Source organism: Streptomyces sp. NBC_00005 (assembly GCF_045160215.1).
Taxonomy (GTDB): Bacteria; Actinomycetota; Actinomycetes; order Streptomycetales; family Streptomycetaceae; genus Streptomyces.
The window spans coordinates 532,369-558,903 of sequence record NZ_CP108316.1 but is presented as its reverse complement, the minus strand read 5'-3'; the positions used below and the strand labels follow the sequence as shown (position 1 = coordinate 558,903).

The following is a 26,535-nucleotide window of genomic DNA, read 5'->3' as shown; positions in this document are numbered from 1 at the left end:
GCGGTGGTCAACGGAGTTCGCCGATCACCAGGTGCTTGACCTCCTGGAACGCGCGGATGCCGTCGGGCCCGCGCTCGCGGCCGAGGCCGCTCTGCTTGTAGCCGCCGCCAGGGGCGTAGGCGCTGAACACCGCGGTGTTGACGTTGACCGCACCGGTGCGCAGGCGTCGGGCCACCGCGGTCGCTGCCGCGGTGTCGGCCCCGTACACCTGGCCGGAGAGGCCGTAGGGGGTGTCGTTGGCCATGCGTACGGCGTCGTCGAGGTCCCGGTAGCCGAGCACTGCGATGACGGGGCCGAAGATCTCTTCCTGGGCGGCGGGGTTGTCGTTGCCGGGCAGGTCGAGGACGGTCGGCTCGAAGTAGTGGCCGGCCTTGAGCCCATCAGGGCGGACGCCGCCGCGGACCACCCTGCCGCCGGACTCGGTGGCGAGCGCGACGAACCGTTCGCAGCGCTCCAGCTGGGCCGCGCTGATCACCGGCCCCAGCGTGGTGCGCGGATCGGTCGGGTCGCCGACGACGAGGCCGGCGTACGCAACGCCGACGGCGTCGAGGACTTCGGCCTTGCGGTGCTCGGGTACGAGCATGCGGGTGGCTGCGACGCAGGCCTGGCCCGCGGTGGCCGCCACCACGGCGACCGCGCCGGCGGCGGCCCTGTCCACGGCGTCGTCGAGGTAGATCTGCGCCGACTTGCCACCGAGTTCGAGGGCCACCCGCTTCACCGTCGGGGCGGCCTGCGCGAGGATGCGGCGGCCGACCGCGGTGGACCCGGTGAACGAGACCATGTCGACGGCCGGGTGGCTGGTCAGGAGTTCGGCGCCGGCCGCGCCGCCCTCCACCACGACGCTCAGGACGCCGGGCGGCAGTCCTGCCGTGTCCGCCGCGGCGCCGAACACAAGGGACGAGAGCGGCGTCAGCGGGCTGGGCCGCAGGATCACGGAGTTGCCCGCGATCAGTGCCGGGACGATCTTCTGGAGAGCCATCACGATCGCCGCGTTGTACGGCGTGATGGCCGTGACCACGCCGACCGGCTCGTGCCGCCGGACGCTGAGCGCGACCCGGCCGCGCACCAGCTCGTCGACGGGCACCGGGGTCGCCGCCTCGTGCGGCATCGACAGATACAGGTCGATCGCCCCGCGTGCCACCGCCAACCCGCCCTGCAGCTGGGCGCGTTCGGCGAACGCGATCGGCTGCCCCGCCTCGGCGACCATCGTGGCGACCAGGGCGTCCCGGCAGGCTTCGACGTGGTCGAGGAAGGTGTACAGGATCCGGGCACGCTCGGCGGCCGGGACGTCCGACCACACGCCACGTTCGAAGCTGTCGCGCGCCTCGACGACGGCGCGTTCGATCTCGGGAAGCGGTGTCACCGACACGTCGGCCACGTGCGACTCGTCGGCGGGGTTCTCGACTGCGAGCCACTGCTCGCCCTCGACCCACTCTCCGGCCACGTACGAGCGCCGCTCCGGGATGATGTCACTCACGCTCCAGCCCCTTTCGCGCTTCGAAACAGCGCTGTTTTCCGTGCCGTTCGGGTGTGCGGGCCCTGCATCACCAGGGCAGTGCGCTGTACACGACGGCGCCCCCGTAGTGGGGCGAGGAGTGGCATGCGAGGCCGAACGCCGCCTGCGCGCGCTGCCGTTCACCGGCCCGGCCCGACAACTGGAGGTAGCACTCGACCATCTGGGGAATCCCGTGCATGCGCCCGTTGCCGAGGGAGCCCCCGCCGCTGAGCACGGGCAGGGCCCCGGGGACGTCGCTGTCGATGCCCCCGTCCAGGACGAAGCGGTGCGCCTCACCGGCGGGGCAGTAGCCCAGGGCCTCCAGCCAGAAGTACACGAACGGCGAGAACCCGTCGTACAGCTGCGGTACGTCGATGTCGGCGGGCTTGACGCCCGCGTGCTCCCACAGCCGCCGGGCGGTCCCGGCACCGCCGGCCATGATGTCGTCGAGCGGCCAGTGCAGCGGAAGGCGGCGCGGGCCCGGCGCGCTGCCGGCATACCCGGCGACGTACACCGGCCGGTGCGGCAGGTCGCGCGCCCGCGCGGCCGACGTGAGCACGAAGGCCGCGACGCCGTCGACCGGGATGTCGCAGTCGTAGCGGCAGATCGGATCGTTGACCATGGGCGCCGCGAGGTACTCCTCGGCGGTCAGCGGCCGTTCGTGCCAGTACGACCACGGGATCCGCGCACCGTTCTTGCGCGCCTCGACCAGGACCGCCGCCATCGCTTCCCGGCCCGCCCCGTAACGCTGCAGGTATTCGTTGTACGCGAGCCCGATCATCGGCAGCGGCCCGAAGAAGCCCTGCGGCGCCGTCCACTGCTGCGTTCCGCCGAACTCCCGCACCGAGGTGCCGTGATAGCGGGCACGCGGATTGTGCAGGGCGCGGTGGACGAGGACGTGGTCGGCGGCGCCGCTCGCGATCGCGTTGACCGCCATCGCCACCGAGCCGGGGATCTGTCCGATGCCCTGGAACCCGGCGACGTAGCCGGGCCGGGCGCCCAGATGCTCGGCCAGCCATGAGGGCGTCACCGTGCTGACACCGTCCTCGGCGGCGTGGTCTCCGGAGGTGGGGAACAGCGCCGAGCCGACGAAGCCGTCCACGTCCTGCGATGTCAGACCCGCGTCGGCGATCGCCTCGCGGGCGACGGCCACGGCGAGCGCGCCCAAGGGCCGGTCGGCATGTCGGCGGACGGCGCTGTGCGCGTACCCGGCGATCGCCACTTGGCCACCGCTCGCGAACCGCCCGCTCATGACACGTCACCCAGCACGAACGCGGGCACACAAACACCCGCGCCGACGTCCTCGAAGGCCACCCGCACGCGATCGCCGGCGCGCCACGCGGCGTCGGGGCCGTCGAGCAGCCGTCCGATCATCCGCAGCCCGGCCTGCTCGTCGAGTTCGACGTCGACGAGGACGAAGGGGACCGCCTGCGACAGGCCGGGCAGTGGCGACTGCCGGACCACGGTCCAGGACCGCACCGTGCCCCGGCCGCTCACCGGCTGGTACGTGAAGTCCGGGTCTGTGGTGTGGCAGTGCGGGCAGGTCTGGTCGGGCGGCACGGCGAAGGCCCCGCAGCGACAGCAGCGCGCCAGGGCCAGCACATGCCGGGCGGCCGCCTCCCAGTAGGGTGCCGAAGTTGCGTCGGGCACGGGTACGGGACGCGCGCTCATGTGATCACCCCCGCGTCCTTGAGGCCGACGATGTCCGCCCATCCGTAGCCGAGTTCGAGCAGCACGGATTCGGTGTGCTCACCGTGTTCGGGCGCCCGCCGCAGGGTCGGCGGGCGTTCGTCGAACTGCACGGGGACGGTGGGCATCGCATACGATTCGCCGTCCTCCAGCTCCACCTCGCCGAGGTAGTCGTTGGCCAGTACTTGAGGGTCCGTCAGCAGTTCCTCCACGGCCTGGACGGGCGCCCAGGGCGCGTCGATCCGGGCCAGGAGGTCCTTCCACTCCTCGAAGGTGCGGCGGGCGAACTCCGCCTCCAGCTCGGCGACGCACGCCTCCCGGTTCTCACCGCGGGCCCGCAGATCGACGAAGCGCGGATCCGTGGCGAGGCCACCGCGGCCGATGAGTTCGCAGAACTCCCGCCAGTAGCGGTCCCCTTGGAGGAAGACCAGCTGGATGTGGCGCCCGTCCTTGGTCCGGTACGCGCCCACGAGCGGGTTGACCGAACCGCCGCGCCCGGAGACGCCGCGCGGCTGTCCGCCGGCGAGCGCCGAGAGCACGTCGGACGACAGCGTCCACATCGCGGTGGCGAGCAGGGACACATCCACCACCGACCCCTCACCGGTGCGCTCGCGCCGCAGCAGGGCCCCGGCCACCCCGAACGCGAGCGCCATGGCGCCGTTGCGGTCGCCCATCGCGCCGCGCTGACTGATCGGGTACTCGCGTTCCGGCGGCGTCAGTACGTGGGCCATCCCGCCCTGTGCCCAGAACGCGGACGAGTCGTACCCGGCCCGGTCGGCGTCGGGGCCGCGGACGCCGTAGCCGTGGCCCCGTGCGTAGACGAGCCGGGGGAAACGCCGGCCGAGTTCTTCGGCGCCGAGCCCGAGGCGGTCCAGGGCGCCGGGCCGCAGGTTGGTGAGGAACACGTCCGCCGTCTCCAGGAGTTGGTCGAGCAGCCGGCGTCCCTCCTCGTGGCGCAGGTCGAGCGCGACGGAGCGCTTGCCGCGGTTGGCGAGCGCCACCGACAGGTTCACGCCGCCGCCGTCGGTTCCGATCCGCTGCGTCGCGAGTGCCCGGTAGGGGTCGCCCTCGGGCCGCTCGACCCGGATGACGTCCGCGCCCCAGTCGGCCAGCAGGGCACCCGCGACCGGCACGAACACCCACTGGGCCAGTTCGATCACGCGTATTCCGTCGAACGCTTCGCTCCCCATCGAGCGTCTCCCGTCCGCCGCGGCCCGAGACGGCCCGGCGTAGCCACAGTAGAGGCACAATATTTATTTTGGGAAGTGTCATTCTCGTAAATATAGAGTCGCGCTCTTGCTCGGACCCCGGGCCTCGTGTTCATGGCGTGGGCGGCCCTGGGGAGGTAGAGCCGTGGCTGGAGCGCGCGCCGGACTGCGACCAGGTGAGTGGGGGGCCGGTGCGTGGGGTGGGTGAGTGTCGGCGGGGCGGCGCCGGCTGTGTGTCGTCGCAGTCGGAGGGTCGGCCGCACAGCAGTGTGGGCCGGGCATCGCCCGGCCCACACCGTTCCGTTCCGACTTTCGGGACTACTTGACGCCGGCGCCGACCAGTCCGCCCAGGCAGAACTCCCAGACCTCCTTGGCGGTGACGGGGGTGGAGTTGCTGTCGGCCGGGACGCCCGGAGTCTGGGCGGTGAACATCGCGGTCTGCATCAGGAGGGCGGCGAGCCGGCGCGGCTTGGCCGCGTGCGCGTCCCCCGACTCGACTGCCTGCTCGACCAGTTCGGTGAACACGTCGAGCAACGGGACGTGGGCCGCGGTCACTTGGGCGGGGTGGGACGCGAGCAACTGCATGGCGAAGTCGGTGAACAGCGCGCTCTGCTTGTTCGGGCGCGGCTGCGACTCCTTGTAGAGCAGCTCCACCGCGACCCGGAGCCGCTCCAGCGGCTTCTTCTTGGCGGCGGTGGCCTCGCGGATCTCCTCGGCGCATCGCGACAGCGAGTCTTCGAACAGGGCGAGCAGGAGCTCGTGCTTGCCGTCGAAGTGCTGGTAGAAGCTGCGCAACGACTGCTTCGAGCGCTCGACCACCTCCTGCACGGTGAAGTCGGTGGTGCCCTTCTCGGTGATCAGCTCTTGGGCCCCGTCCAAGAAGCGCTGGATCCGCTGCTCGGCGCGGAGCTTGGCGGCACGGGTGGACCGCTCGACGGCGCGTTGACGCCAGGCGGGCGGGGCGGGTTCGGCGGGGACTGCGTTCATCTGTAGAACGATACTCCACGCATGTGAAAAGCGCGGGTCATCCCCCTACCGAATAAGCCACCGCAGGACGAGAGAGTCATGATCGCTCCTGTTGGAATGGATGGTTCTCCCTGTTTGGTGAATATTCCATGCGAATGGATCCATCTAGATTCTCGTGTCTGAATAGTTGCTTCGCTGTGACGGAGAATGTAGTTTCCGCCGGGAGTCGAGGTACACCCCTGAGGAGGACCGTTGCGAAGGCTACTCATCGGCGTGGTCACCGTGCTCGCGGTGCTGCTCGCAGGATGTTCCACCCGCTCGGACTCGAAGAACGCCGGCGCCGAGGAGACGGCGCCCGCCACGGCGGGCGCGTCGCCGATGGCCGGTGGCAGGGACTTCGGGACGCTGAAGGATGTGTGCGGCAGGGGCGAGGCCGGGGCCGGGGGCGCACAAGGCGTCACTGCCAACGACATCAAGACCGGCGTCTTCACCGACGTCGGCTGGAACAAGATCCCCGACTTCGTGGACGCCGCCAAGGTGTTCACCTCCTGGTGCAACGACAACGGCGGCATCAACGGGCGCAAGCTCACCCCCGTCATCCATGACGCGGGCATGGAGGTGCGCCAGCGGATGCAGCAGGCCTGCAAGGAGGACTTCGCGCTGGTCGGCGGGGCGGCCGGGCTCGACGGTCTCGGTGCCAAAGACCGGGTGAACTGCCTGCTCCCCGCCTTCGCCGCCCAGTCGAGCATGGCGCCCGCCGTCGGCTCCGACCTACAGGTGATCGCCTCGGGACCGTACGCGGACTACTTCTCGTACGCCGGTCTCTACAAGTGGCTGCTGACCGAGAAGTACCCGGCGTCGGCCAAGGACGTCGGCATCATCTCCGGTGACAGCCCGGTCACCAAGACGATGTCCGAGCAGTTCAAGGAGTCCATCGCCCAACTCGGCGGCAAGGTCTCCTACACCGAGCTCTACCCCGCCACCGGAGTCTCGGACTGGACGGCGTACGCACAGTCCATCAAGAACAAGAAGGTCAAGGGCCTCGTCTTCCTCGGCGACTTCGGCTCCCTGGCCAAGCTGGAGCAGTCACTCAGCAGCCTCGACTACACCCTCGACTGGGTCGACTCCAACAGCAACTCCTACGGCGCCCCCTTCCTGAAGCTCGCCGGAGCGGCCCTGGGCACTCAGCACAACTACGCCGAACTCTTCGGCACGCACCCCCTGGAGACGTCGTCGCCCGCCGTGGACAGGATCAAGCAGCTGTACGCCAAGTACGCGCCGGACGCATCGGTCAGCTACCTGTCGCTGCGCGCCTTCTCCGCCTGGCTGCTGTTCGCCACCTCGGCCCGCGACTGCGCCGAACTGACCCGCAAGTGCGTCTACGACAACGCCACCAAAATCACCGACTGGACGGCCGGCGGGATCCAGGCGCCCTTCGACCTGTCCCATTCGCACCAGCCGGGCAAGTGCTACTCCATCGTCGAGGCGACCCCCAAGGGCTGGAAGCCGGCCGACTTCGAGCCGGACGACGGTGCCTACCGCTGTGACGCGCCGACGCTGAAGTACAAGGGCAAGTACACCAAGCCCGTCACGCTCGCCGATGTCGGGAAGTCGATGTCGAATCTCAAGTGAGACGCCCTCACCGGCGGCCCGGCACGGAGGCGAACCCCTCCGCGCCGGGCCGCACCCCTCCCGCACCGCACGGCACGTACGTAGGGTGACAGCGCGGGAACGTTCCTTACGGCAGAAGGTGGGTGGGGCGATGGTCTCGGCGCGGCGTGAGGAGATACTCCGGGCGGCGTTGGAGGTGTTCGCCGAGCGAGGCTACCGCGGCGCGTCGATCGACGCGGTGGCGGAGCGCGCGGGGCTGACCCGGCAGGGTGTGCTGCACTACTACCCGAGCAGGAAGCGTCTGCTGTTCGCCCTGCTGCACCTGCGCGACGACCTCAGCCGACAGCACATGCACTCCGACTGGAACGACCCCGACATGCCGGCCAGGCTCGCGGAGGCGCTCGCCTTCGACCAGGGCATGCCCTCGCTCGCCCAGGTGCACAGCGTGGTGATGGCGGAGGCCGCCACCGGGCAGGAGCCGGCCCGTGGGTTCGCGCGCGAACGGCACCGCGAGCTGATCGAGACGATCACCGAGGACCTTGCGGGACGCTTCGGCGAGCGGCTGCCGAGCGGTCTGACACCCAGCACCGCGGCCACCGCCCTGATGGCTCTCTTCGAAGGCATACAGCAGCAGTGGGTGGTCGATTGCGACGACGAGCGCTACCAGGACACCGTGCGCGACGCGCTGGCGGTGCTGCTGCTCGGCACCCAGCCGGCGCCCCCCTCGCCGATGCCCGCGGCGAAGGGGTAGCGCCGGCCGGTAGGTGTCACGGCCGCCCGAACCGCAACAGCGCGTCCTGCGCGTACGAGGCGACCAGCTCGCCCCGCTCCGTGAGGATGTCGCCGCGCCCGTGGCACCGTCCGTGCGCCGAGACCGGGCTGTGCTGGCGCAGCACCAGCCAGGTGTCGCTGCGCACCGGCTGGTGGAACCAGACGGTGTGCGAGGTCACGGCGGAGACGAAGGCCGATCCCGCGTCGTGCTGGGTCACCCCCGCCACCGGGCGCAGCGCGGTGCCGATGAGTGTCAGGTCGGTGGTGTAGGCGAGCAGCGCGGCGCCCAGCTCCGCGGCGACCGGCGGGGTGCGCGTCCACAGTTCATAGACGGGCGGCTCGCTGTCGGGGGAGTCCAGGTCGATCGCGGTGCGGGTCTCCCACGGCAGCAGCTCAAGCTCGATCCGCCCCTGCTCGCCGGGTGGCGCGCCCACCGCCTCGACGGTCTGTCGCTGCGGTCCGCCCTCCCAGGTGTGCAGGCTCACCGTCGCCACGGCGACGATCCCGTGCTCCTGCCGTGCCTGGATCTGCACGGCGGCGTAGGTCCGCCCGCGCTGCACACAGTCCGTCTCGTAGCGCACGGGCTCGCCGCCCCTGCCCTCGCGCGGAAACAACATGTGCAGTGACTTCACGGACTTGTCGGGGCAGGCGAGTTCGGCGACCCGGGCGCTCTGGGCCAAGAGCTGTCCGCCGAACAGGCGGTGATACGCGAGCTGTTGGGAACGTGCTTCGTACACACCCTCGCCGAGGGGCTTGGGGACGAGGCAGTCGAGCAGGTCGTTCCACTGGTCGGTCATGGCCACTCCTACGGTCGTCTCCCGGCGGAGATCACAGCTGTACGAGACGGGGTGCGCTGCCACGCGACGCGATCAACATCCCGGCTTCCCGGGTGAGTTCGCGGGCACTGCCGAGCAGGCCGTCGAGGACGAGTGCGCGTTTTACGTGCCGGTGGAGTTCGTGTTCGGCGGTGAACCCGATGCCGCCCAGGGTCTGCTGGCAGTGGCGGGCGGCGGTCAGCGCGGCCCGGCCCGCCGCTGCCTTGGCGAGCAGGGAGCTGAGGTCGCCGTCGGCGGCGATCAGGGTCGCCTCGGCACCCTCCAGGGCCACCAGGGTCTCGGCGAGCTTGTGACGCAGCGCCTGGAAGGACGCCAACGGGCGCCCGAACTGGTGCCGGTCGAGGACGTGTTGGCGGGCAAGGGCCAGCATCGCGTGCCCGGTGCCCACGAGCCACCAGCCGAGCGCCTGCCTGCCCAGGGCGAGCGGCACGGGGGCGCCCGGCGTGGGCAGCGTACGCAGCGGCAGGTCGGGGTCGACGGCGCCGGACTTCGCCCCGGCCCCGCGTTCCCAGCACACCCACGGCCCGCCCGCGTACGGCATGGGCACGGTGCCGCCGATGGGGCGGCCCGTCTCGTGCAGCAGGACGTCGTTGAGGACCGGGGCGTGGGCGCCGGTCTCGCCGAGGAGGCGGAAGACGGACCGGACCGCGGTGGCCGGGTCCTCGGCGAGCATCTCGGGCCAGCCCAGGTCGGTGAGCGCGCCGTCGAGGGGACCCCGCTCGGGGGGCGGTGCCGCCATCGCCTTGCGCAGCGTCACTTCGAGCAGTTCCCGTTCGCGATCGTCCATGGTGTTCATGGCGTTCATGCAGGCGGCTCCTCACTCCTTGCCCAGGCCGAGCAGGTGCCGGGCCACGATGTTGCGCTGGACCTCGGCGGTGCCGCCGTAGATGGTGGCGGCCCGCGAGTACAGGTACTCGGTGCGCCAGGCCGGATCCGTCAGCTCGACCGATCCCGGCAGCACGTCCCGTGCCGTGTCGAAGAGTTGCTGCTCGGCGGTGGCCAGCAGGATCTTGTCCACCGAGGTCTCCGGGCCGAGCCGGCCCGAGGCCGCGAGCCTGCGCTGGGTCGCGTGCGAGCGGCAGCGCACCATGTGCAGCGCCAGGTACGCCTCGCCGAGCGCCGCCGCCTCGTCCTCGGGCTTCTCCCGCTGGTCGATCAGGCGGTCGAGGCGGGTGTAGAGGTGGGCGACCCGGTGCCAGAAGCAGGTGGAGCGCTCGTGCGGCAGCAGGTCCATGGCCAGTCTCCAGCCGTCGCCCACCGAGCCGAGGAGCCGGTCGCCGGGCACGTGCACCTCGTCGAGGAACACCTCGGCGAACTCGTCGACGCCGTGCATGGTGCGCAGCGGCCGGACCGTGACGCCGGGGGAGTCCATGTCGAGGAAGAACGCGCTGATGCCGGCGTGCCCGGGATCGGGTCCGGTGCGGGCGAGCAGGACGCAACGGGTCGCGTACTGGGCCAGGCTCGTCCACACCTTCTGGCCGGTGATCACCCATCCGTGGCCGTCGGCGTCCCGGACGGCCCGTGTGGACAGGGAGGCCAGGTCGCTGCCGGAGCCCGGTTCGGAGAAGCCCTGGCACCACTGCTCGCGGCCGCCGAGCAGCCGCGGTACCACCTCGGCGGCCAGCGTCGGGGACGCGTACGAGATCAGGGTGGGGACGAGGACCTCGACCATCGAGTACAGGCCGGGCTCGGCGAGCTGGCGCGTGGCGACCTCCTCGCCGAGCACGGCCCGCAGCACGCTCGGCCCTCCGACCCCGCCGACCGCCTCGGGCCAGCCGTGCCGCATCCACCCGGCCTCCCACAACTCCCGGCGGACCCGGTCGAGTTGGGCGACGTGAGCGTCCAGCGAGTCGTCCGCCGGGTCGGGGGTGAGGTCATGTGTGTCGAGCCATGCGGACAGGCGCGTACGGAAGGTGGCGGTGTCCATGGGGGTCACGTGCGGGTCCGCTCGAAGGCGTGCGGGCGGCCCGAGTCGTGGGCGCCGTTGCGGCGGATGAACGTCATGGCGCGGGTGTGCAGTCGCCAGCCGTCGGCGGTGCGCCGGTAGGTGTCGTTGTAGTAGCCGATGCGCATGGCGTGGGCCGCGTGTTCCACGAAGCACAGGGGCTGGGTGCCGGTGGCCGTCCCGCCGTCCTCGGCGAACTCGACGACCGGCGTCCCCGTCATGAACAGGCCCTTGGGCGCGGCGGCGATCAGGGCAGGGAAGTCGTCGAGCCGATAGGTGTCACCGAACGCGCTGTAGCTGCCGTCCGGGGTGAAGACGGCGAGGACGCGGTGCGTGTCGCCCTGTGTCATGGCGACGGCGTAGCGGGCGAGCAGCTGCTGGATGTCGGCCAGGTCGTCGTACGTGCTGCTGCCCGGCTCCGAGTGCTGTGGGGTCAACGGTGGTGCCGCCCTTCCTGATTCGGGTGTCGCGAGGTGTCACGGGGTGCCCCGGGTTCGGAACGGATATGTGACATCCCGTGTCCGGATGGTTGATTCTCCTTCAATGAGAAGTTAGTTTCCACCCCTGGGAGGCGCCCACCGTGCCCCGCTCACGCGGGGACGGGGGAGAGCACCGAGGAGGAAATCCCGTGAATCCCGTGAATCCCGCGAAACAGGTGTCATCCGCAGCCGGGCTCGCCGCGTGGCCCGTCCGAGCAGGGACGGTCGCCTGATGGAACAGTTCCTCACCTTCGGCGTGGTCGGCCTGACCAGCGCCGCGATCTACGCGATCGTCGGCAGCGGCCTCGTCCTGACCTACACGACCGCCGGCGTGTTCAACTTCGCGCACGGCGCGGCCGGCATGCTCTCCGCCTTCGCCTACTGGCAGTTGGCGTTCGGCTGGGGGTGGCCGGTGCCGCTCGCCCTCGCCTTCGTGCTCCTCGTGCTCGCGCCCGGCTTCGGGCTGCTCGTCGAGCGGGTCCTGATGCGTCCCGTGCAGTCGCTCGGGGAGGCGGAGCGGCTCGTGATGGCCGTGGCCCTGCTCACCGGCTGCATCTCCCTGGCCCGCTGGATCTGGAACCCCAGCGTCGCCCGGCCACTGCGCCCCTTCTTCGTCGACGAGCCGGCCATCCACCTCGGCCCGGCCGCGGTCACCTGGCACCAGATCATCACTCTGGTCGTCGCCGTGCTCGTCGCGGCGGGGCTCTGGTTCCTTCTTGCCCGCACCCGCGCCGGCACCGAGATGCGGGCCTGTGTCGACGACCGTGCGCTCGCCGGGCTCACCGGGGCGTCGCCGCAGCGTGCCGCCCGGCTCGCCTGGGTGCTCGGTACCCAACTCGCCGCAATCGGCGGCATTCTGATCGCGCCGACCGTCGCCCTCGACGCCCAGCAGCTCTCCCTCCTCATCGTCTCCGCGTACACCGCCGCCGTCTTCGGCCGCCTGCGCAGCCTGCCGCTCACCTTCCTCGGCGCGCTCGTGGTCGGCTGCCTGGAGAGCTACCTCACCGGCTATCTTCCGCAGAACGACTATCTGCCGGGGCTGCGCCTGGCCGCCCCCGCCCTGCTGCTCTTCCTCGCGCTGCTCGTCTTCCCGCACCGGCGGCTCCGGGGCCGTGAGCGGCGCCTCGTGCAGGTGCCGCTGCCCACCGTGCGCGGCATGCTCGTGTTCGCCGCAAGCATGCTGCTGTTCGCCGTGTTCCTGGTGACCGTCCTGGACAGCGAGGGACTCATCTCGTACGGGCCGCTGTTCGCGCTCGGTATCGTCGCCCTCTCCTACGTGCCGCTGGCCGGATACGCGGGGCAGATCTCGCTGTGCCAGCTGAGCATCGCCGGCATCGGCGCGATCGTGTGGGGGCACCTTGGCGGGCAGGGGCAGTTGTGGGCGCTGCCGGTCGCGGTGCTGGTCGCCGCCGCGGTCGGTGCTCTCATCGCGGTGCCCGCGCTGCGGCTGTCCGGCATTTATCTCGCTCTGGGCACCGCCGCGTTCGCCGTCGTCCTCGACCGATGGGTGTTCACCCTGCCGTCCTTCGAGATCCTCGGTGTCCGCGTCGCCCTGTTCGACCAGGGCTCCGTCGACGTGCACGGGCCCGATCTCTTCGGCTGGCAGCTCGCATCGGATCGCGAACTCCTGCTGTTCTCCGCCGTCGTGCTTGCCCTGGTGTCGCTCGCCGTGGCCTGGCTGCGGCGCGGCAGATTCGGCCGCGCGCTGATCGCACTGCGAGACAGCGAGGCCGCCTTCGCCACGCTCGGAGGCAGGCCGCTGGGTGCGAAGGTCGCCGTGTTCGCGCTGTCCGCCGCGATCGCCGGACTCGGCGGGGCTCTGTACGGCATGGTCCAACGCACGATCACCGCAGAGCAGTTCAACCTGGTCGCGAACCTGCCGGTGTTCCTGATCGCCGTCATCGGGGGCCTCGGCGCGGTCGGCACCGGCCTGTTCACCGGCGTGTCCTACGTGGCGCCGCCCCAACTGCTCGGCCACTTCGGCGACTGGGCCAACGACGCGTCGACCCTGCTGATCGCACTCGCCGGAATGGGCCTGGCGCAAAGTCCCGGCGGCATCGTGCCGCGCATGCGCGGCGAATGGGCCGTGCTGGTGCGCGACCGGCTGCTGTTCCCCGTCACCGGAGCGGTGCTCGCCCTGCTGTGGGCCCTGTACGCGGCCCACATGATCGGCGGCGCGCTGTTCCTCGTCACCACGATCGTCGCCGCGACCGCACTGCGCGTCCGGGCCGCCGCACGGCAGGCCGGACCGCGCCTCGAACCCGACCCCGTCGAATGGTGGGGCATCCGCCGGCCATGGCGGACCGAGGACCGGGAGGTGATCGCCCGTGGTATCGCTGCGAGCTGACGGCGTGACCGTCGTGTTCGGCGGGAACCGGGCCCTGGACGACGCCGGATTCGAAGCCGAGGCAGGCCGCATCACCGGCCTCATCGGCCCCAACGGGGCAGGAAAATCCACCCTGTTCGACGTCGTCTCCGGGCTGCGCAGGCCCCAGTCCGGCGTCGTCACCCTCGACGGCGAGGACATCACCCGCGCCACCCCCGCCCAGCGCGCCCGGCGCGGCATGGCCCGTACCTTCCAGCGCCTGGAACTGTTCGGGCGGCTCACCGTCCGCGACAACCTCCTTGTCGCCGCCGAACTCAGCTCCCACGGACGCGAGTCGGCCCGTACCGCCGACCGTGTCCTGGAATCCATCGGCCTGGCCGCCGTTGCCGACACCGCCGCCGACGCGCTGCCCACCGGCGCCGCCCGCCTCCTGGAAGTCGGCCGGGCCCTCGCCGGGCGGCCCCGCGTCCTCCTCCTCGACGAACCCGCCGCGGGACAGGACGCCGACGAGACCCGCGCTTTCGCCGCCCTGCTGCGCGACGTCGCCGCCGACGGCTGCGCGGTCGTCCTCGTCGAACACGATATGGGCCTGGTGATGAGCGTCTGCGACCAGGTGTACGTCCTCGACCTCGGCAAGATCGTGGCCTGCGGGCCGCCCGCGGACATCCAGCAGGACCAGACGGTCCTGGCCGCCTATCTGGGGGAGGCCTGAGCAGCATGCCCTTGCTCGAACTACGCGGGGTTCAAGCCGCCTACGACCGCATCACCGTGCTGCACGGCGTCGACCTGAGCGTCGCCGCGGGCCAGGTCGTCGCGTTGCTCGGACCCAACGGTGCCGGCAAGACGACAGCCCTGAACGTCGCCGCCGGAGCCCACCTGCCCAGCGCCGGGAGCCTGCTGCTCGGCGGCCGCGACGTCACCGGTGCCCACCCGCGGGATCTCGCCCGGAGCGGGGTCTGCCTGATCCCGGAGGGGCGGGGCATCTTCCCCAACCTCTCCGTGCGCGACAACCTCCGGATGATGACCTTCACCGGCCGAGACCGGGCGGAGATCGAGGAGATTGCCTACGCGCGTTTCCCGGTCCTGGGTGAGCGCACGCGCCAGGCGGCCGGCACCCTCTCCGGCGGAGAGCAACAGATGCTCGCACTCGCCCGCGGTCTGGCCACCGACCCCGCCGTGCTGCTCCTGGACGAACTGTCCATGGGGCTCGCCCCACTGGTCGTCGGGCAGCTGTACGAACACGTCGCCGAACTGGCCCGGCAGGGCGTCGCGATCCTGGTCGTCGAGCAGTTCGCCACCGCTGTCCTCAAGATCGCCGACCATGCGGCCGTGCTGGTGCGCGGCAGCATCCAGTGGCAGGGCCACCCCGACAGCTCCCTGCACGCCGAACTGTCCTCCTACTACCTGGGGAGTGCCGCATGACAACGCAATCCGCCACCGCCACCTCCACCTCCACCTCCACCGACGAGACACCTCAGCGCGCCGACCGGTTCGTCCGGGACCTGGCCGCGCTGAAGATTCCCGACCCGGCCGCCGCCCGCCACGGCCTGTGGCTGCGGGCGGGCGGCGGCCTGCTCCTCGCGGGCCTTGTCCTGGGCGTGCTCGCCTACCCCCTCGCGCACGCCACCGACGATCCCCTCGCCCAGCGCGACGCCCTCGCCATCGGCCTGACGGGAGTGGTGTGCGCGGTCGTGGGCGGCGTCGTGTACCTGCGCTACTCGCTCACCGGGTTCCTGCGGTTCTGGCTGGCCCGCCAGTCCTACGACCTGTCGGCACTGGGGGACCGGCTCGCGGACGGCACGAACGTGGACGGGGTCAAGGTGGACGGCACGAAGGTGGACGGGGTCAAGGTGGCTCCGCGTCCCTGAGGACCTCCACGGCAGCAGTCCCGGGGCGCTGAACGGGGGCGCGGCGCGTCAGCGCCCCCGGTACGTACGCTCAGACCGTGTACCCGCCGTCGACCGCCAGATGCTGTCCGGTGATGAACCCGGCCCGGTCCGACGCGAGGAACGCGACCGCCTCCGCGATGTCCTGTGCGTTCCCGAAGCGGCGCAGAGGGATGTTGCGGCGGGTCACCCGCAGGGCGGCCTCGTCGAGCTCCCCGTCCTCGATCAGACGGGCGGCGATCCCGTCGGTGAGCATGCCGGGGCCGACGCAGTTGAACCGCACCCCGTAGCGGCCCTCCTCGGCCGCGAGGGCGCGGACCACCGCCTCCACCGCGCCCTTGGTTCCCGAGGACAGACCGTCCCGTACGGGGTAGCGGCGGGTGGCCGCGGTGGTGACCGCGACGACGCTTCCGGCGCTCTCCCGCAGCGGGGCGAGCGCCGGATGCACCAGGTGGTAGAAGGCGAGCGTGTCGGTGTGCAGCTGCTCGCGGTACCGCGTCGGTGGGACCTGGCTCAGGTGCACCATCGGCACGTGCGGACCGGCCGCGTAGACAAGTGTGTGCAGTGCGCCGAACCGGTCGACCGCCGCCCGGATCGCGCCCGCGGCCTCTCCCTCGTCCGTGAGGTCGGCCCGCACGCTGTGCACCTGGGCACCCTCGGCGCCCAGTTGGGCGGTGAGCGCGTCGGCCGCCGTCTCGTTCGAGCGATAGGTGAACAGCACCGTGCTGCCCCGCCGCGCCAGGGTGCGGACGATCGCCGCGCCGATGCCGCCGGTGCCGCCCGCGACGAGGGCGGCACCCTTGCTGCCGGAGAAGTCCTGATCCGGTTTCCGATCCGTCGTCAACGCTGCAACTCCCTTACAAGCCGAGTGACTTCGCGATGATCACCTTCATGACCTCGCTCGTTCCCGCGTAGATCCGGGTGATCCGGGCGTCCGCGTACAGGCGGGCTATCGGGTACTCGCGTATATAGCCGTATCCGCCGAAGAGTTGGAGACAACGGTCCACGCAGCGGGCCTGAACCTCCGTGCAGAACAGCTTGACCTTGGCCGCGTCCGCCCCGGACAGACGTCCCTCCACCAGGTCCAGGATCGCCCGGTCCAACATGGCCTGCGCGGCCTCCACCTCCGTGGCCACCGAGGCGAGTTCGAACTTGGTGTTCTGGAAGGAGGCGAGCGTGTTCCCGAAGACCCTACGGTCCTTGGCGTACGCGAGCGTGGTGTCGAGCGCCGCCCGGGACTGTGCCACCGAGCCGACCGCGACCGTCATCCGCTCCTGCGGCAGGTTCCGGCCCAGGTAGGAGAACGCCTCGCCCTCCTCGCCGAGCCGGTTGGCCACCGGCACCCGCACGTCGTCGAAGGCCAGTTCCACCGTGTCCTGCACGCGGATGCCGATCTTGTCGAGCTCCCGGCCCTTGGTGAAGCCGGGCATGCCGTCCTCGACAACCAGCAGGGTCAGGCCGGCCCGCCGGTCGTCCGGGGTCGAGGAGGTGCGTGCCACCACGATCACCAGGTCGGCCAGGAGTCCGCCGGTGATGAACGTCTTGGCGCCGTTCAGGACGTAGTCGTCGCCGTCGCGCACCGCCGTGGTGCGGATCCCCGCGAGGTCGGAACCGGTGCCGGGCTCCGTCATGGCGATCGCGGTGAGCAGTCGGCCCGCGGCGAGCGACGGGAACCAGCGCTCGCGCTGCTCCTTGTTCGCGTAGCCGAGGAAGTACGGGAGGATCACGTCGAGTTGGGTGCGGACGGTGCCCAGGGTGACCAGGGCGCGGGACGCCTCCTCCTGGAGGATCACCTGGTAGCGGTAGTCGTCGGTGCCCGCGCCGCCGTACGTCTCGGGGATCGCCAGGCCCATCACGCCGATGTCACCGAGCTGTTCGAAGATACGGCGGGGCATCCGGCCCGCCCGCTCCCACTCCTCGTAGGCGGGTACGACCTCGCGCCGGACGAAGTCCCGCACCAGCTCCCTGAAAGCCTCGTGGTCGGCGGTGTAGATGTCTCGGCGCACTCTCAACTCCACTGATCAGTCGATGAGTTCCACGATGGTGGCGTTGGCCGTGCCGCCGCCCTCGCACATGGTCTGCATGCCATAGCGGACACCCTGGTCGCGCATGTGATGGATCAGGCGTGTCATCAGGACGGCGCCGGACGCGCCCAGCGGGTGGCCGAGCGCGATCGCGCCGCCGAGCGGGTTGAGGCGTGCCGGGTCGGCGCCTGTCTCGGCGAGCCAGGCCAGCGGCACGGGCGCGAAGGCCTCGTTGACCTCGTAGGCGCCGATGTCGGAGAGTGCGAGCCCGGCCCGCTTCAGCACCTGTACGGTCGCGGGGATCGGGCCTGTCAGCATCAGGACCGGATCGGAGCCGGTGACCGCGCCCGCCCGGTAGCGCACCAGCGGCATCAGGCCGAGCGCGGCGGCCCGCTCCGGCGTGGTGACGAGCAGCGCGGCGGCGCCGTCGGAGATCTGCGAGGCGTTGCCCGCGTGGATCACGCCGTCCTCCTGGAAGGACGGCTTCAGACGGGCGAGCGTCTCGGGTGTCGTGCCGCGGCGCACCCCCTCGTCCGCCTTCAGCGGGTTACCGGGCAGCGGGGCGAGCTGGGCGTCGAAGGCGCCGGAGTCCTGCGCGGCGGCAGCCAACTCGTGGGAGCGCGAGGCGAATTCGTCGAGCTGAAGCCGGGAGAAGCCCCATTTGTGGGCGATCTTCTCCGCCGACTCGCCCTGGTTGAAGGTGAAGTGGTCGTAGCGCTCCAGGACGGAGGGGGACCACGGCGTGCCGCCGGTGCGGGCCGCGCCCAGCGGCACCCGGCTCATCGCCTCGACGCCGCCCGCGACCACCATGTCGTACTGGCCGGACAGCACGGCCTGCGCGGCGAAGTCGAGGGCCTGCTGGCTGGAGCCGCAGGCCCGGTTCACCGTCGTCGCCGGAACCGTGTCCGGCCAGCCGGCCGCCAGCACCGCGTACCTTCCGATGTTTCCGGACTGGTCGCCGATCTGCGAGACGCAGCCCCAGATCACGTCGTCGACATCGGCAGGATCGATACCGGTACGGGCGACGAGTTGGCCCAGGATGTGCGCGGACAGGTCGCCGGGGTGGACGTCGGCGAGCGAGCCGCCGCGCTTGCCGACGGGGGTGCGGACGGCCTCCATGATCACGGCCTCACGTGTCACTGTCTGCCCTCTCCTTGATCAGGTTCTCGGTCAAGTCCGCTTCGGCGAGCCCCAGTTCACGCAGAATGGCCTCGGTGTGCCGACCGAGGGCGGGCACGTCGCCCATGGGGGCCGTGCGGCCCTCGAAGACCGGCGGTGGCAGCGGCGCCAGGGTCGGGCCGCCCGGGGTGTCGATCGCACGCCAGCGGTCGCGGGCGGTGTGCTGCGGGTGGGTGAGTACCTCGCTGGGGGTGTTGAGCCTGGCGTTGCCGATGCCTGCCGTGTCGGCCGCCGACTGGATGTCGTGAAGGGTGCGTGCCGCGCACCAGTGGGCGATCTCGGCGTCCAGGCGCTCGCGTGCGGTGACCCGGTCGGCCGTGGTGGCGAGGTCCGGGTCGTCGGCCAGGTCCGGGCGGCCGAGGAGGTCGCGAGCATAGCGCTGCCACTCGCGGTCGTTGGTGGTGCCGAGCACCACCGTGTGGCCGTCGGCTGTGGCGTACGCGCCGTAGGGCGCCACCGCGGGCGAGCCCATGCCCGCGGGCTGCTGGTCGACACCGGTGTGCCGGGTGTACGTCAGCGCGTACCCCATCAGCTCCGTCATGGTGTCGAACATGCTCACCGAGACGGCGGCAGGACCTTTTGTCCCGCCGCTCCTCCCGCGCTCGGCCAGCAGCGCCGTGATCGAAAGGGCCGCGTACAGGCCTGTGCAGACATCGGCCATCGGCGGCCCGGGCTTCGCCGGTTCACCGGGCAGACCGGTGATCGCGCACGCGCCCGCCTCCGCCTGTACGAGCAGGTCGTAGGCGCGCTTGTGGGAGAGCGGGCCGCCGGGACCGTAGCCGTCGATCTCCATGGTGATCAGCTCGGGGTGCCGGGCCGCCAACTGGCCCGCGGCGATGCCGAGTTTGGCGGCCGCGCCCGGCGCCAGGTTCGACACGAAGACGTCGGCCCGGTCCAGGAGCCGGTGCAGCACGTGCGAGCCGTGCGCCGTCTTCAGGTCGAGGACCAGGGACTCCTTGCCGCGGTTGACCCACACGAAGTGGGCGGAGAGGCCGTGCACCACGTCGTCGTAGTAACGCGTGAAGTCGCCGCCGGGGGCCTCCACCTTGATGACCCGGGCACCGAGATCGCCGAGCGCCCGGGTGCACAGCGGCGCCGACACCGCCTGCTCGACCGAGACCACGGTGACCCCCGCCAGCGGACCTTCGCCGCTCACGCCTTCGCCGCTCACGCGTTCTCCTCGTACGCCTGCTCCTCGTACGCGGCGCGCAGTTCGTGCTTGAGTATCTTGCGACTGGCGTTGCGCGGCAGGTGGTCGACGAAGCGGACGTGCCGGGGCACTTTGAAGTTCGCCATGTTGGCACGCGACCAGGCGATCACGTCCGGTGCCGTCGACCGCGCGCCCGGCTTCAGCACCAGGTAGGCGCAGCCGACCTCGCCGAGCCGGTCGTCGGGCACACCGATGACGGCGGCCTCCGCGACCGGTGCGTAGCCGAGAAGGAGACGCTCGATCTCGGCCGGATACGCGTTGAACCCGCCGACGATGAACATGTCCTTCTTGCGGTCGACGACCGCCAGATTGCCGTCGGCGTCCAGGTGCCCGATGTCGCCGGTGCGCAGCCAGCCGTCGTCGCCGATCGCGGCGGTGGTGGCCTCGGGGTCGTCCCAGTAGCCGCTGGTGACGGTGTAGCCGCGCACCTGGATCTCGCCCGCCTCGCCTGCCGGCAGGGCACGCCCCGCCTCGTCGGCGATGCGGACCTCCACGTCGGGGATCTGCCGCCCGTTGGTGCGGGCCACGGTCGCCGGGGTGTCACCGAGGCGGGTGGTGGTGGCGAGCGCGGAGGCCTCGGTGAGTCCGTACGCGCTCATCACGATGTCGAACGACAGCTCGTCCTTCATCGCGTGGATCAGCGGTTCCGGGATCGTGGTGCCGCCTGTCATGGAGATCCGCAGCGACGACGTGTCGTGGCGGGCCAGGGCCGGGGCGGCGATCAGATCCGAGAAGATGGTCGGCGGCCCCAGGATGATGGACACCCGCTCCCGTTCGATGAGTTCCAGGGCGCGGGCCGCGTCGAACACCGCCATCGGGACCACCGTCACACCGTGCAGGAACGATGCGAGCCAGCCCGCCTTGTAGCCGAAGCAGTGGAAGAACGGCGGCACGACGAGGAAGACGTCCCCGGCGCGGAACGTGTACTCCTCGGCCATCCAGCCATACGCGCGCAGCGACTGTCCGTGGGTGAGGACCACGCCCTTGGGGTGTCCGGTGGTCCCGGAGGTGAACATGATGTCGGAGACGCTGTCGGGCGTGATCCGGTCGATGGCCGCGTGCGCGGTGCTTTCGTCGACGGCTGCGCCCTTCGCCAGGAAGTCCTCCCAGTCGAGGTCCGCGTCGCCGCGCTCGCCGCGCAGGGACACGGTGGTCTGCAGGGCGGCCAACTCCGGTTCGTACTTGCGCAGTTCGGCGGTGTAGTCGGTGCCGAGGAACGGGGCCGCGAACAGCGCCTTCGCCCCGGACCTGCGCAGGATGTACGCGAGTTCGGCGGCCTTGAAGCGGGTGTTGAGGGGGACGACGACGCCGCCCGCGCCCTGCACCGCGAGAGCCGCGCAGATCCACGCGGCACAGTTGGGCGCGCAGATGCCGACGCGGTCGCCGGGTGCGATGCCGAGCGCGAGCGCGGCACGCACGGCCCGCGTCATGTGCCGCTCAAGGTCGCGGAAGCTCCAGCGCAGGTCGCCGTCGACGAGCGCGGGCCGGTCACCGTACGTCGCGGCGGCCCGGCGCACGACGTGGGGAATGCTGCGAAAGTCCTGGTCGTATCGCATCACGGGCTCCTTTCACGACGTTCGTGACGCCGACGGCAGCCGCAGCAGCCGCTTGGCGATGATGTTCCGCTGGATCTGGGAGGTGCCGCCGTAGACGGACGCGGCACGGGAGTAGAGGTACTCGCCGTACACCGCCCCGCCGTCCTGTGCGAGCTCATCCGGCAGCACTCGCAGGGCCGTCTCGTAGAGCCGTTGCTCGGCACGCGTCATCAGCAGCTTGTCGACGGAGGACTCGGGGCCCGCCGCGCGTCCGGCGAGGCGCTCGGCGGTGCGGCGGCGGGAATGTGCGACGAGGACCTGGTAGTCGACGACGCACCGCCCCACGGCGGAGACGAGTCCGCCGTCGAACTCCCCCTGTCGGGCGCGTAGTTCGTGCTTCAGCCGTTCCAACAGCAGTCCGTACTTGGAGAGATGGCCGGTGTCGAGGGCGTTGCGCTCGTAGTTGACGGTGGTCATGGCGAGCCGCCAGCCGTCGCCCTCGGCGCCGATCCGCTCGTGTGCCGCAACCGTCACGTCGTCGAGGAACAGCTCGCAGAACTCGTCGTCCCCGTTGGCGGCCCTCAGCGGACGCACGGTCACCCCGGCCCGGTCGAGCGGCAGCGCGAACGCGGTGATCGACGCGTGGGCGGGGGAGTCGCGGTCGGTGCGGGCGAGCAATAGGCAGTAGTCGGAGTACTGGGCGTAACTGGTCCACAGCTTCTGCCCGTTGACGGTGTAGCCCCGCCCGTCGTCGGCGCGTCGTGCGTACGTCGTCATGCTCGCCAGGTCCGAGCCCGCGCCGGGCTCGCTGAAGCCCTGGCACCACACGTCGTCACCGGCGAGCATCCGGGGCAGCAGCCGGGCCCGCTGCTCCTCGGACGCGAACTCAAGGAGGGCGTGGGCGAGATAGCCGATCCGGGGTACCCCGGGGGCCCGGCAGGCACCGAGCTCGTCGCTGACCGCCACCTGATGGAGCGCGGTGAGACCCCGGCCGCCGTACTCCTCGGGCACATCGAGCCCCACCCAGCCGCCGGAGTGCAGCCTGCGGTGCCAGCGGTGCAGAAACTCGGCCGGCTCCTCGGCCGGGCGGCGCTCGGGCAGTGGATGCTCGGCGAGCCAGGCACGCAGCTCCTCACGGAGCGTTTCGAGGCCGGCCGGATCACCGAAGTCCAACGGTATGTCGAACTCGCTCACGCTGCCTCCGTCCGGTCCAGTCGGTCCGCCCGGTCCTTCGAGTCGGAATCCGGCAGCGCGAGCGCGGTCAGCAGCTGCGCCGTGCCGGTGAGGACCGTGGCGCCGACGCGGACCCGGCGCAGATACAGATGCGCGACGTGCTCCCAGGTCTGCGCGATCCCGCCGAACACCTGCATCCCCGCGTACACCGCGTCCAGGGCGGACACGTCCACCTCGGCCTTGGCGACGCGGGCGGCGGTCAGCGCGGCGTCGGGACCGGCGTGGTCGAGACACCAGGCGGCGTAGCGGGTGGCGCTGGTGCACGCCTCGACGGCCACGGTCGCGTCGGCCAGCAGATGCTGCACCGACTGATAGGAGCCGATGGGCTGCCCGTACTGGACGCGGTCGCGCGCGTAGGCGGCACTCTGCTCGACGAACGACCGGGCGGCGCCCACGAGTTCGCTGCTCACCATGACCAACGCCCAGGCCTGCCAGGCGCGCAGGGCATGAGGGCCGAGCCGGCCGACGGTCTGCGCGCCGTCCGTGCCGTTCGTACCGGCCGTGCGGACGGTACGCAGCAGGTCCGTGGTGGGTGCCGGAGCACCGAGCCCGAGAGAGCGCACGGTCCCGTCGGCACGGACGCACAGGGCCCTGTCGGCACCCTCGGCGTCCCAGGCCACAAGCGCGTCGTCGTCGCCGTCACCGCCGTCGGCGAACCGCAGATCGCGGCCGAGCGCGATGGTGGGCGTGCCCTCGTACGACACGGCCGCGCCGGCCGCCTCGATCAGGCGCAGCGCTTCCGGGGCGAGCAGCGCGGGGCCGAGGAACGAGGCCGCCATCGGCTGCCGACCGTAGTCCTCGGCGAGCAGAGCGCACTCCTGTGCCGACGTCAACGGCCTTGCCCCGCGCCGCAGTTCGGCGAGTCCGAGACCGTCGAGTGCCTTCTGTGCCGCGGCCCGTTGCGCCGCCGCGGGCTCGGCCGACGTGCACCGGTGGTCGGCGGTGAAGGCCTCCAGTGCCTCGCGGACCATCCGGAACTCCTCCGCCTCCACGCTCACTCCTTCCGGTCGCCGCGCGAGCGCCTGTCGTTCCCGGTGCCTCTTTCGGCGAGAGCTGTGACGATCCGCAGATAGTCCGGGCTGGTCATGGTGGACTGCTCGGCCATGAGGGCCGCCTCCATGCCGCCGCGCGACATCTGCTCGACCACCACGGCAAGGGCCGCCTTCGTCGCACGCAGCGCCTGCGGCGGCTGGGCCGTGAGCCGGTGCGCCAACGCCATGGCCTGCTCGGTGAGTTCGGCGGCCGGTACGACCCGGTTGGCGAGCCCGAACTCCACCGCCTTCGCGGCCGGGATGCGGTCCCCGGTGAACAGATACTCCTTGGCACGCAGCAGACTCGTCAGCAGCGGCCACAGCGTGACCCCGCCGTCCCCGGCGACGAGACCGACCGACACATGCGGGTCGGCCAGATACGCGTCGTCGGCCATCAGGACGAGATCGCAGCCGAGCGCGAGCGAACAGCCGAGGCCCACGGCGGGCCCGTTGACCGCGGCGACCACCGGCAGCGGGAACCGGATCATCGCCGTCTGGATCGCACGGTCGAGCCGGATGGAACGCTCGCGCAACGCGGCGTCGCTGTGGTGGCGCAGCAGGTGCTGGAAGTCCCCGCCCGCGCTGAACGCCCGGCCGGCGCCGGTGAGGACCACGGCCCGGGCGTCCTCGTCGGCCGCGAGCTCGTCCCAGACCTCGGCGAGCCGGCGGTGCAACTCGGCGGACACGCCGTTGAGTTGATCAGGCCGGTTGAGTGTGACGACACGGACATCCTTCTCGGCTGTCACGGTCAGGACGGGGCTTTCCTCGCCGCCCATGAAACCTCCTCGGCAGGAATCCTGATCAGAAGGCGCACAGACGACCGCAGAGCGGCTGCGACCCGCGCGCCGCTCACGCTATGGGCACCCTGAACAGGTGTCAATGGCCTTACCGTTTTCCGTAAACGTGGTTCTCGTTTGCTGTGCGCGCTGCCCAAAACATTGTTCTCTGAGTCCGGATGCGTTGTTCTTGAACCAGCGCCGTGGCCGGTCACACCCGGCCGGTCGGTGCTACCTCGCCCGGTCGAGCACATTCGTCGCCAGCTTGATGTGTGCCGCGTCCACGAGGCGGCCGTCGTGTCCGATCGCGCCTGTGCCCTCGGCCTCGGCGCTGCGGTAGCGCGCGATGATGTCCTTGGCGGCGGCGACCTCCTCCTTGGTCGGCGTGAACACCTTGTTGGCCAAGGGGACTTGACTGGGATGGATGGCCCACTTGCCGTCGAAGCCGAGCAGGGCGGCCTGTTCGGCGGACACGCGGTAGGCGTCCGGTTCGCCGTACGCCGGGAACGGCGCGTCGACGGCGGCGATACCGGCGGCCCGGGCCGCGGTGAGCACCTGGGTGCGGGCGAAGTGCCAGAAGTCGCCGGGATAGGGGCCGAGCGGGTCGAAGTTGCCGTCGACGCGGGCCCGGAGGGAGACCGAGAGGTCACCCGCACCGAAAATCAGCGCCTCCACGCGGGGGCTGGCGCGGGCGATCTCCAGGGCGTTCGCGAGCCCTTCCGCCTCCTCGATGAGCACCTCCAGGGCGATCCGCCGCCGCAGGCGCAGCTTCTGCTCCAGCTGGGAGAGCAGGACATCGACCCACCAGACGTCACGCGCGGTCCGCACCTTCGGCACGATCACCACGTCCAGCGCGTCCCGCGCCCCCGTGACGACCTCGATGAGGTCGTCGTGGCACCAGGGGGTGTCCAGGCCGTTCACGCGGACCGCGCGCAGCGTGGTGCCCCAGTCCTGTTCGGTGAGAGCCGAGACGGCGATAGTCCGGGCGGATTCCTTGACCGCGGGCGCACACGCGTCCTCCAGGTCGAGGAAGACCAGATCGGCGCCGGAGGACGGGGCCCTGGCGCACATGCGCTCGCTGCTCGCGGGCGTGGCCAGTTCGGAGCGGCGGGGCCGGTGTGCGTGCGTACCCATCAGATCGTCCCTTCGGCGCGCAGTTCGTCGAGCTTGTCGGGGGAGAGGCCGAGCAGTCCTCCGTAGACGGCGTCGTTGTCGGCGCCCAGCCCTCTTCCGAGGTGGCCGACGTGGCCCGGGGTCTCGCTCAGGCGCGCCACCGGTGCCTGGACGGTGACCTGCTCGAAGTCGGGGTCCGGGACCTGGAGAAACGTCCCGCGGGCCCGCAGGTGTTCGTCCGCGAGCAGCGCCGGGGCGTCGTACACCGCGGCCGCAGTCGCCTCGGCCGCCTCGAACGCGGTCAGCGCCTCGTCCAGCGTGTGGCGGCCGACCCACTCCGCCACTGCCTCGTCGACCTCGGCCGCCCGCTCCTGACGCCGTACGGGGTCCATGTATGCGGGGTTCTCCGCCATGTCCGCGCGGCCGACGGCACGGAAGACGCGCGCGGCGATGCTGGGTGAGGCGCTGGAGACGGCCAGCCACCGGCCGTCGGCGGTGCGGTAGGTGTTGCGCGGGGCGCTGGCCGGCAGCATGTTGCCCGACCTGCCCTTGACCACGCCGAGCTGGTCGTACGCCAGCGTTCCCGACTCCAGGAGCCGGGTGAGCGGTTCGACGAGGCTGACGTCGACCAGCTGCCCTTGCGCCCCGTGCACGTCACGGTGGTAGAGCGCCATCATCACGGCGTACGTCGCCGCGATGCCGGCCACCCCGTCGGCGAGCATGAACGGCGGCAGCGTGGGCGGCCCGTCCTCCTGGCCCGTCTGGTGCGCGAAGCCGCTCATCGCCTCGGCGAGCGTGCCGTAGCCGGGGCGGTCGCTCTTCGGGCCGCCGGCTCCGTAACCGGTGATGTGGGCCATCACGATGTGCGGGTGCGCAGCGTGGACGGACTCGTAGTCCAGGCCCCAACGGGCCAGCGCGCTGGGCCTGTTGCCCGCCACCAGGACGTCGCTCACCTCCAGGAGCCGGTGCAGGAGGTCCTGGCCCGCGGGGGTGCGCAGGTCGAGCGTCGTGCACCGTTTGTTGCGGCCGATGCTCTTCCACAGCAGGCCGATGCCGTCCCGGCGGTCGCCCCAGGTGCGCATCGGGTCGCCGGAACCCGGCTGTTCCACCTTGACGACCTCGGCGCCGAACTCGCCGAGCGTCGTCGCCAGGGTGGGGCCCGCGGCGAGGGTGGCGATCTCCACCACGCGCAGACCGTGCAGAGGGCCGTGGGTCATGGTTG

General features: G+C 71.3%; 25 protein-coding genes. 6 read left to right on the top strand and 19 right to left on the bottom strand.

Annotation, left to right across the window (positions count from 1 at the left end; all coding sequences use genetic code 11):
* Window positions 1–7: 7 nt before the first annotated feature.
* The 5 genes from OG303_RS02815 to OG303_RS02795 all read right to left on the bottom strand — a co-directional run bounded on the left by OG303_RS02815 (window position 8) and on the right by OG303_RS02795 (window position 5,379).
* Window positions 8–1,477, bottom strand: a complete 1,470-nt coding sequence (locus tag OG303_RS02815; RefSeq protein ID WP_405864364.1) for an aldehyde dehydrogenase family protein — start codon at window positions 1,475–1,477, stop codon at window positions 8–10.
* A gap of 67 nt (window positions 1,478–1,544) precedes the next feature.
* Entirely contained in the window at window positions 1,545–2,747 is a 1,203-nt protein-coding gene (locus tag OG303_RS02810) for a thiolase family protein (protein ID WP_405864362.1), read from the bottom strand.
* Window positions 2,744–3,166: a Zn-ribbon domain-containing OB-fold protein gene (locus OG303_RS02805; RefSeq protein WP_405864360.1), complete on the bottom strand. Its 423-nt coding sequence runs from the start codon at window positions 3,164–3,166 to the stop codon at window positions 2,744–2,746. The genes OG303_RS02810 and OG303_RS02805 overlap by 4 nt, the downstream gene beginning before the upstream one ends.
* Window positions 3,163–4,374 (bottom strand): CaiB/BaiF CoA transferase family protein, encoded by a 1,212-nt coding sequence (locus OG303_RS02800; RefSeq protein ID WP_405864358.1) that lies wholly within the window; start codon window positions 4,372–4,374, stop codon window positions 3,163–3,165. Before OG303_RS02800 ends, OG303_RS02805 begins: the two co-directional genes overlap by 4 nt.
* Window positions 4,375–4,710: 336 nt before the next feature.
* The gene (locus OG303_RS02795; protein WP_405864356.1) at window positions 4,711–5,379 is read right to left on the bottom strand and encodes a TetR/AcrR family transcriptional regulator; all 669 of its coding nucleotides are present in this window, start codon (window positions 5,377–5,379) and stop codon (window positions 4,711–4,713) included.
* A 231-nt stretch (window positions 5,380–5,610) separates the two neighbouring features.
* Between OG303_RS02795 and OG303_RS02790 the strand changes: the two genes are divergently transcribed.
* Together OG303_RS02790 and OG303_RS02785 are read left to right on the top strand one after the other, a co-directional pair.
* On the top strand, window positions 5,611–6,990 hold the full coding sequence (locus OG303_RS02790; RefSeq protein ID WP_405864354.1) for an ABC transporter substrate-binding protein: 1,380 nt from the start codon (window positions 5,611–5,613) through the stop codon (window positions 6,988–6,990).
* Between the two features lie 130 nt (window positions 6,991–7,120).
* The gene (locus tag OG303_RS02785; protein WP_405864352.1) at window positions 7,121–7,720 is read left to right on the top strand and encodes a TetR/AcrR family transcriptional regulator; all 600 of its coding nucleotides are present in this window, start codon (window positions 7,121–7,123) and stop codon (window positions 7,718–7,720) included.
* Window positions 7,721–7,736: 16 nt separating this feature from the next.
* Here the strand turns inward: OG303_RS02785 and OG303_RS02780 are convergent, their stop codons facing one another.
* From OG303_RS02780 to OG303_RS02765, 4 genes are read right to left on the bottom strand one after another with little or no spacing between them, the layout of a single operon-like run.
* On the bottom strand, window positions 7,737–8,537 hold the full coding sequence (locus OG303_RS02780; protein ID WP_405864350.1) for an acyl-CoA thioesterase: 801 nt from the start codon (window positions 8,535–8,537) through the stop codon (window positions 7,737–7,739).
* Between the two features lie 31 nt (window positions 8,538–8,568).
* Window positions 8,569–9,381, bottom strand: coding sequence for an acyl-CoA dehydrogenase family protein (locus tag OG303_RS02775; protein ID WP_405864348.1), 813 nt, complete (start codon window positions 9,379–9,381; stop codon window positions 8,569–8,571).
* Between the two features lie 12 nt (window positions 9,382–9,393).
* The gene (locus OG303_RS02770) at window positions 9,394–10,503 is read right to left on the bottom strand and encodes an acyl-CoA dehydrogenase family protein (RefSeq protein WP_405877052.1); all 1,110 of its coding nucleotides are present in this window, start codon (window positions 10,501–10,503) and stop codon (window positions 9,394–9,396) included.
* Between the two features lie 5 nt (window positions 10,504–10,508).
* On the bottom strand, window positions 10,509–10,958 hold the full coding sequence (locus tag OG303_RS02765) for a nuclear transport factor 2 family protein (protein WP_405864346.1): 450 nt from the start codon (window positions 10,956–10,958) through the stop codon (window positions 10,509–10,511).
* A 274-nt stretch (window positions 10,959–11,232) separates the two neighbouring features.
* On the opposite strand from OG303_RS02765, the gene OG303_RS02760 reads away from it, so the two are divergent.
* Genes OG303_RS02760 through OG303_RS02745 form a run of 4 tightly spaced genes read left to right on the top strand, consistent with a single transcriptional unit; the run spans window position 11,233 to window position 15,194 of the window.
* Entirely contained in the window at window positions 11,233–13,347 is a 2,115-nt protein-coding gene (locus tag OG303_RS02760; RefSeq protein ID WP_405864344.1) for an ABC transporter permease subunit, read from the top strand.
* A 4-nt stretch (window positions 13,348–13,351) separates the two neighbouring features.
* Window positions 13,352–14,038: an ABC transporter ATP-binding protein gene (locus OG303_RS02755; protein WP_405864342.1), complete on the top strand. Its 687-nt coding sequence runs from the start codon at window positions 13,352–13,354 to the stop codon at window positions 14,036–14,038.
* Window positions 14,039–14,043: 5 nt separating this feature from the next.
* On the top strand, window positions 14,044–14,748 hold the full coding sequence (locus tag OG303_RS02750; protein WP_405864340.1) for an ABC transporter ATP-binding protein: 705 nt from the start codon (window positions 14,044–14,046) through the stop codon (window positions 14,746–14,748).
* Complete coding sequence (locus OG303_RS02745) at window positions 14,745–15,194, top strand: hypothetical protein (protein WP_405864338.1); 450 nt, start codon at window positions 14,745–14,747, stop codon at window positions 15,192–15,194. Before OG303_RS02750 ends, OG303_RS02745 begins: the two co-directional genes overlap by 4 nt.
* Before the next feature lie 70 nt (window positions 15,195–15,264).
* Here OG303_RS02745 and OG303_RS02740 read toward each other — a convergent pair whose 3' ends face one another.
* From OG303_RS02740 to OG303_RS02695, 10 genes are all read right to left on the bottom strand, one after another.
* A complete protein-coding gene (locus OG303_RS02740) occupies window positions 15,265–16,056 on the bottom strand; it encodes an SDR family NAD(P)-dependent oxidoreductase (protein ID WP_405864337.1) in 792 nt (263 codons plus the stop codon).
* Window positions 16,057–16,069: 13 nt separating this feature from the next.
* On the bottom strand, window positions 16,070–17,218 hold the full coding sequence (locus tag OG303_RS02735) for an acyl-CoA dehydrogenase family protein (protein ID WP_405864334.1): 1,149 nt from the start codon (window positions 17,216–17,218) through the stop codon (window positions 16,070–16,072).
* A gap of 15 nt (window positions 17,219–17,233) precedes the next feature.
* Complete coding sequence (locus tag OG303_RS02730) at window positions 17,234–18,355, bottom strand: thiolase family protein (protein ID WP_405877050.1); 1,122 nt, start codon at window positions 18,353–18,355, stop codon at window positions 17,234–17,236.
* A gap of 10 nt (window positions 18,356–18,365) precedes the next feature.
* A complete protein-coding gene (locus OG303_RS02725) occupies window positions 18,366–19,586 on the bottom strand; it encodes a CaiB/BaiF CoA transferase family protein (RefSeq protein WP_405864332.1) in 1,221 nt (406 codons plus the stop codon).
* Window positions 19,583–21,181 (bottom strand): FadD3 family acyl-CoA ligase, encoded by a 1,599-nt coding sequence (locus tag OG303_RS02720; RefSeq protein WP_405864330.1) that lies wholly within the window; start codon window positions 21,179–21,181, stop codon window positions 19,583–19,585. Before OG303_RS02720 ends, OG303_RS02725 begins: the two co-directional genes overlap by 4 nt.
* 12 nt (window positions 21,182–21,193) lie before the next feature.
* The gene (locus OG303_RS02715) at window positions 21,194–22,354 is read right to left on the bottom strand and encodes an acyl-CoA dehydrogenase family protein (protein ID WP_405864328.1); all 1,161 of its coding nucleotides are present in this window, start codon (window positions 22,352–22,354) and stop codon (window positions 21,194–21,196) included.
* On the bottom strand, window positions 22,351–23,385 hold the full coding sequence (locus OG303_RS02710; protein ID WP_405864326.1) for an acyl-CoA dehydrogenase family protein: 1,035 nt from the start codon (window positions 23,383–23,385) through the stop codon (window positions 22,351–22,353). The genes OG303_RS02715 and OG303_RS02710 overlap by 4 nt, the downstream gene beginning before the upstream one ends.
* A 2-nt stretch (window positions 23,386–23,387) precedes the next feature.
* Window positions 23,388–24,200 carry an enoyl-CoA hydratase/isomerase family protein gene (locus OG303_RS02705; protein WP_405864324.1) on the bottom strand — a complete coding sequence of 271 codons (813 nt, stop codon included), beginning with the start codon at window positions 24,198–24,200 and terminating at the stop codon, window positions 23,388–23,390.
* A 231-nt stretch (window positions 24,201–24,431) separates the two neighbouring features.
* A complete protein-coding gene (locus OG303_RS02700; protein WP_405864322.1) occupies window positions 24,432–25,334 on the bottom strand; it encodes an HpcH/HpaI aldolase/citrate lyase family protein in 903 nt (300 codons plus the stop codon).
* Window positions 25,334–26,530, bottom strand: a complete 1,197-nt coding sequence (locus OG303_RS02695; RefSeq protein WP_405864320.1) for a CaiB/BaiF CoA transferase family protein — start codon at window positions 26,528–26,530, stop codon at window positions 25,334–25,336. Before OG303_RS02695 ends, OG303_RS02700 begins: the two co-directional genes overlap by 1 nt.
* Window positions 26,531–26,535: the final 5 nt, after the last annotated feature.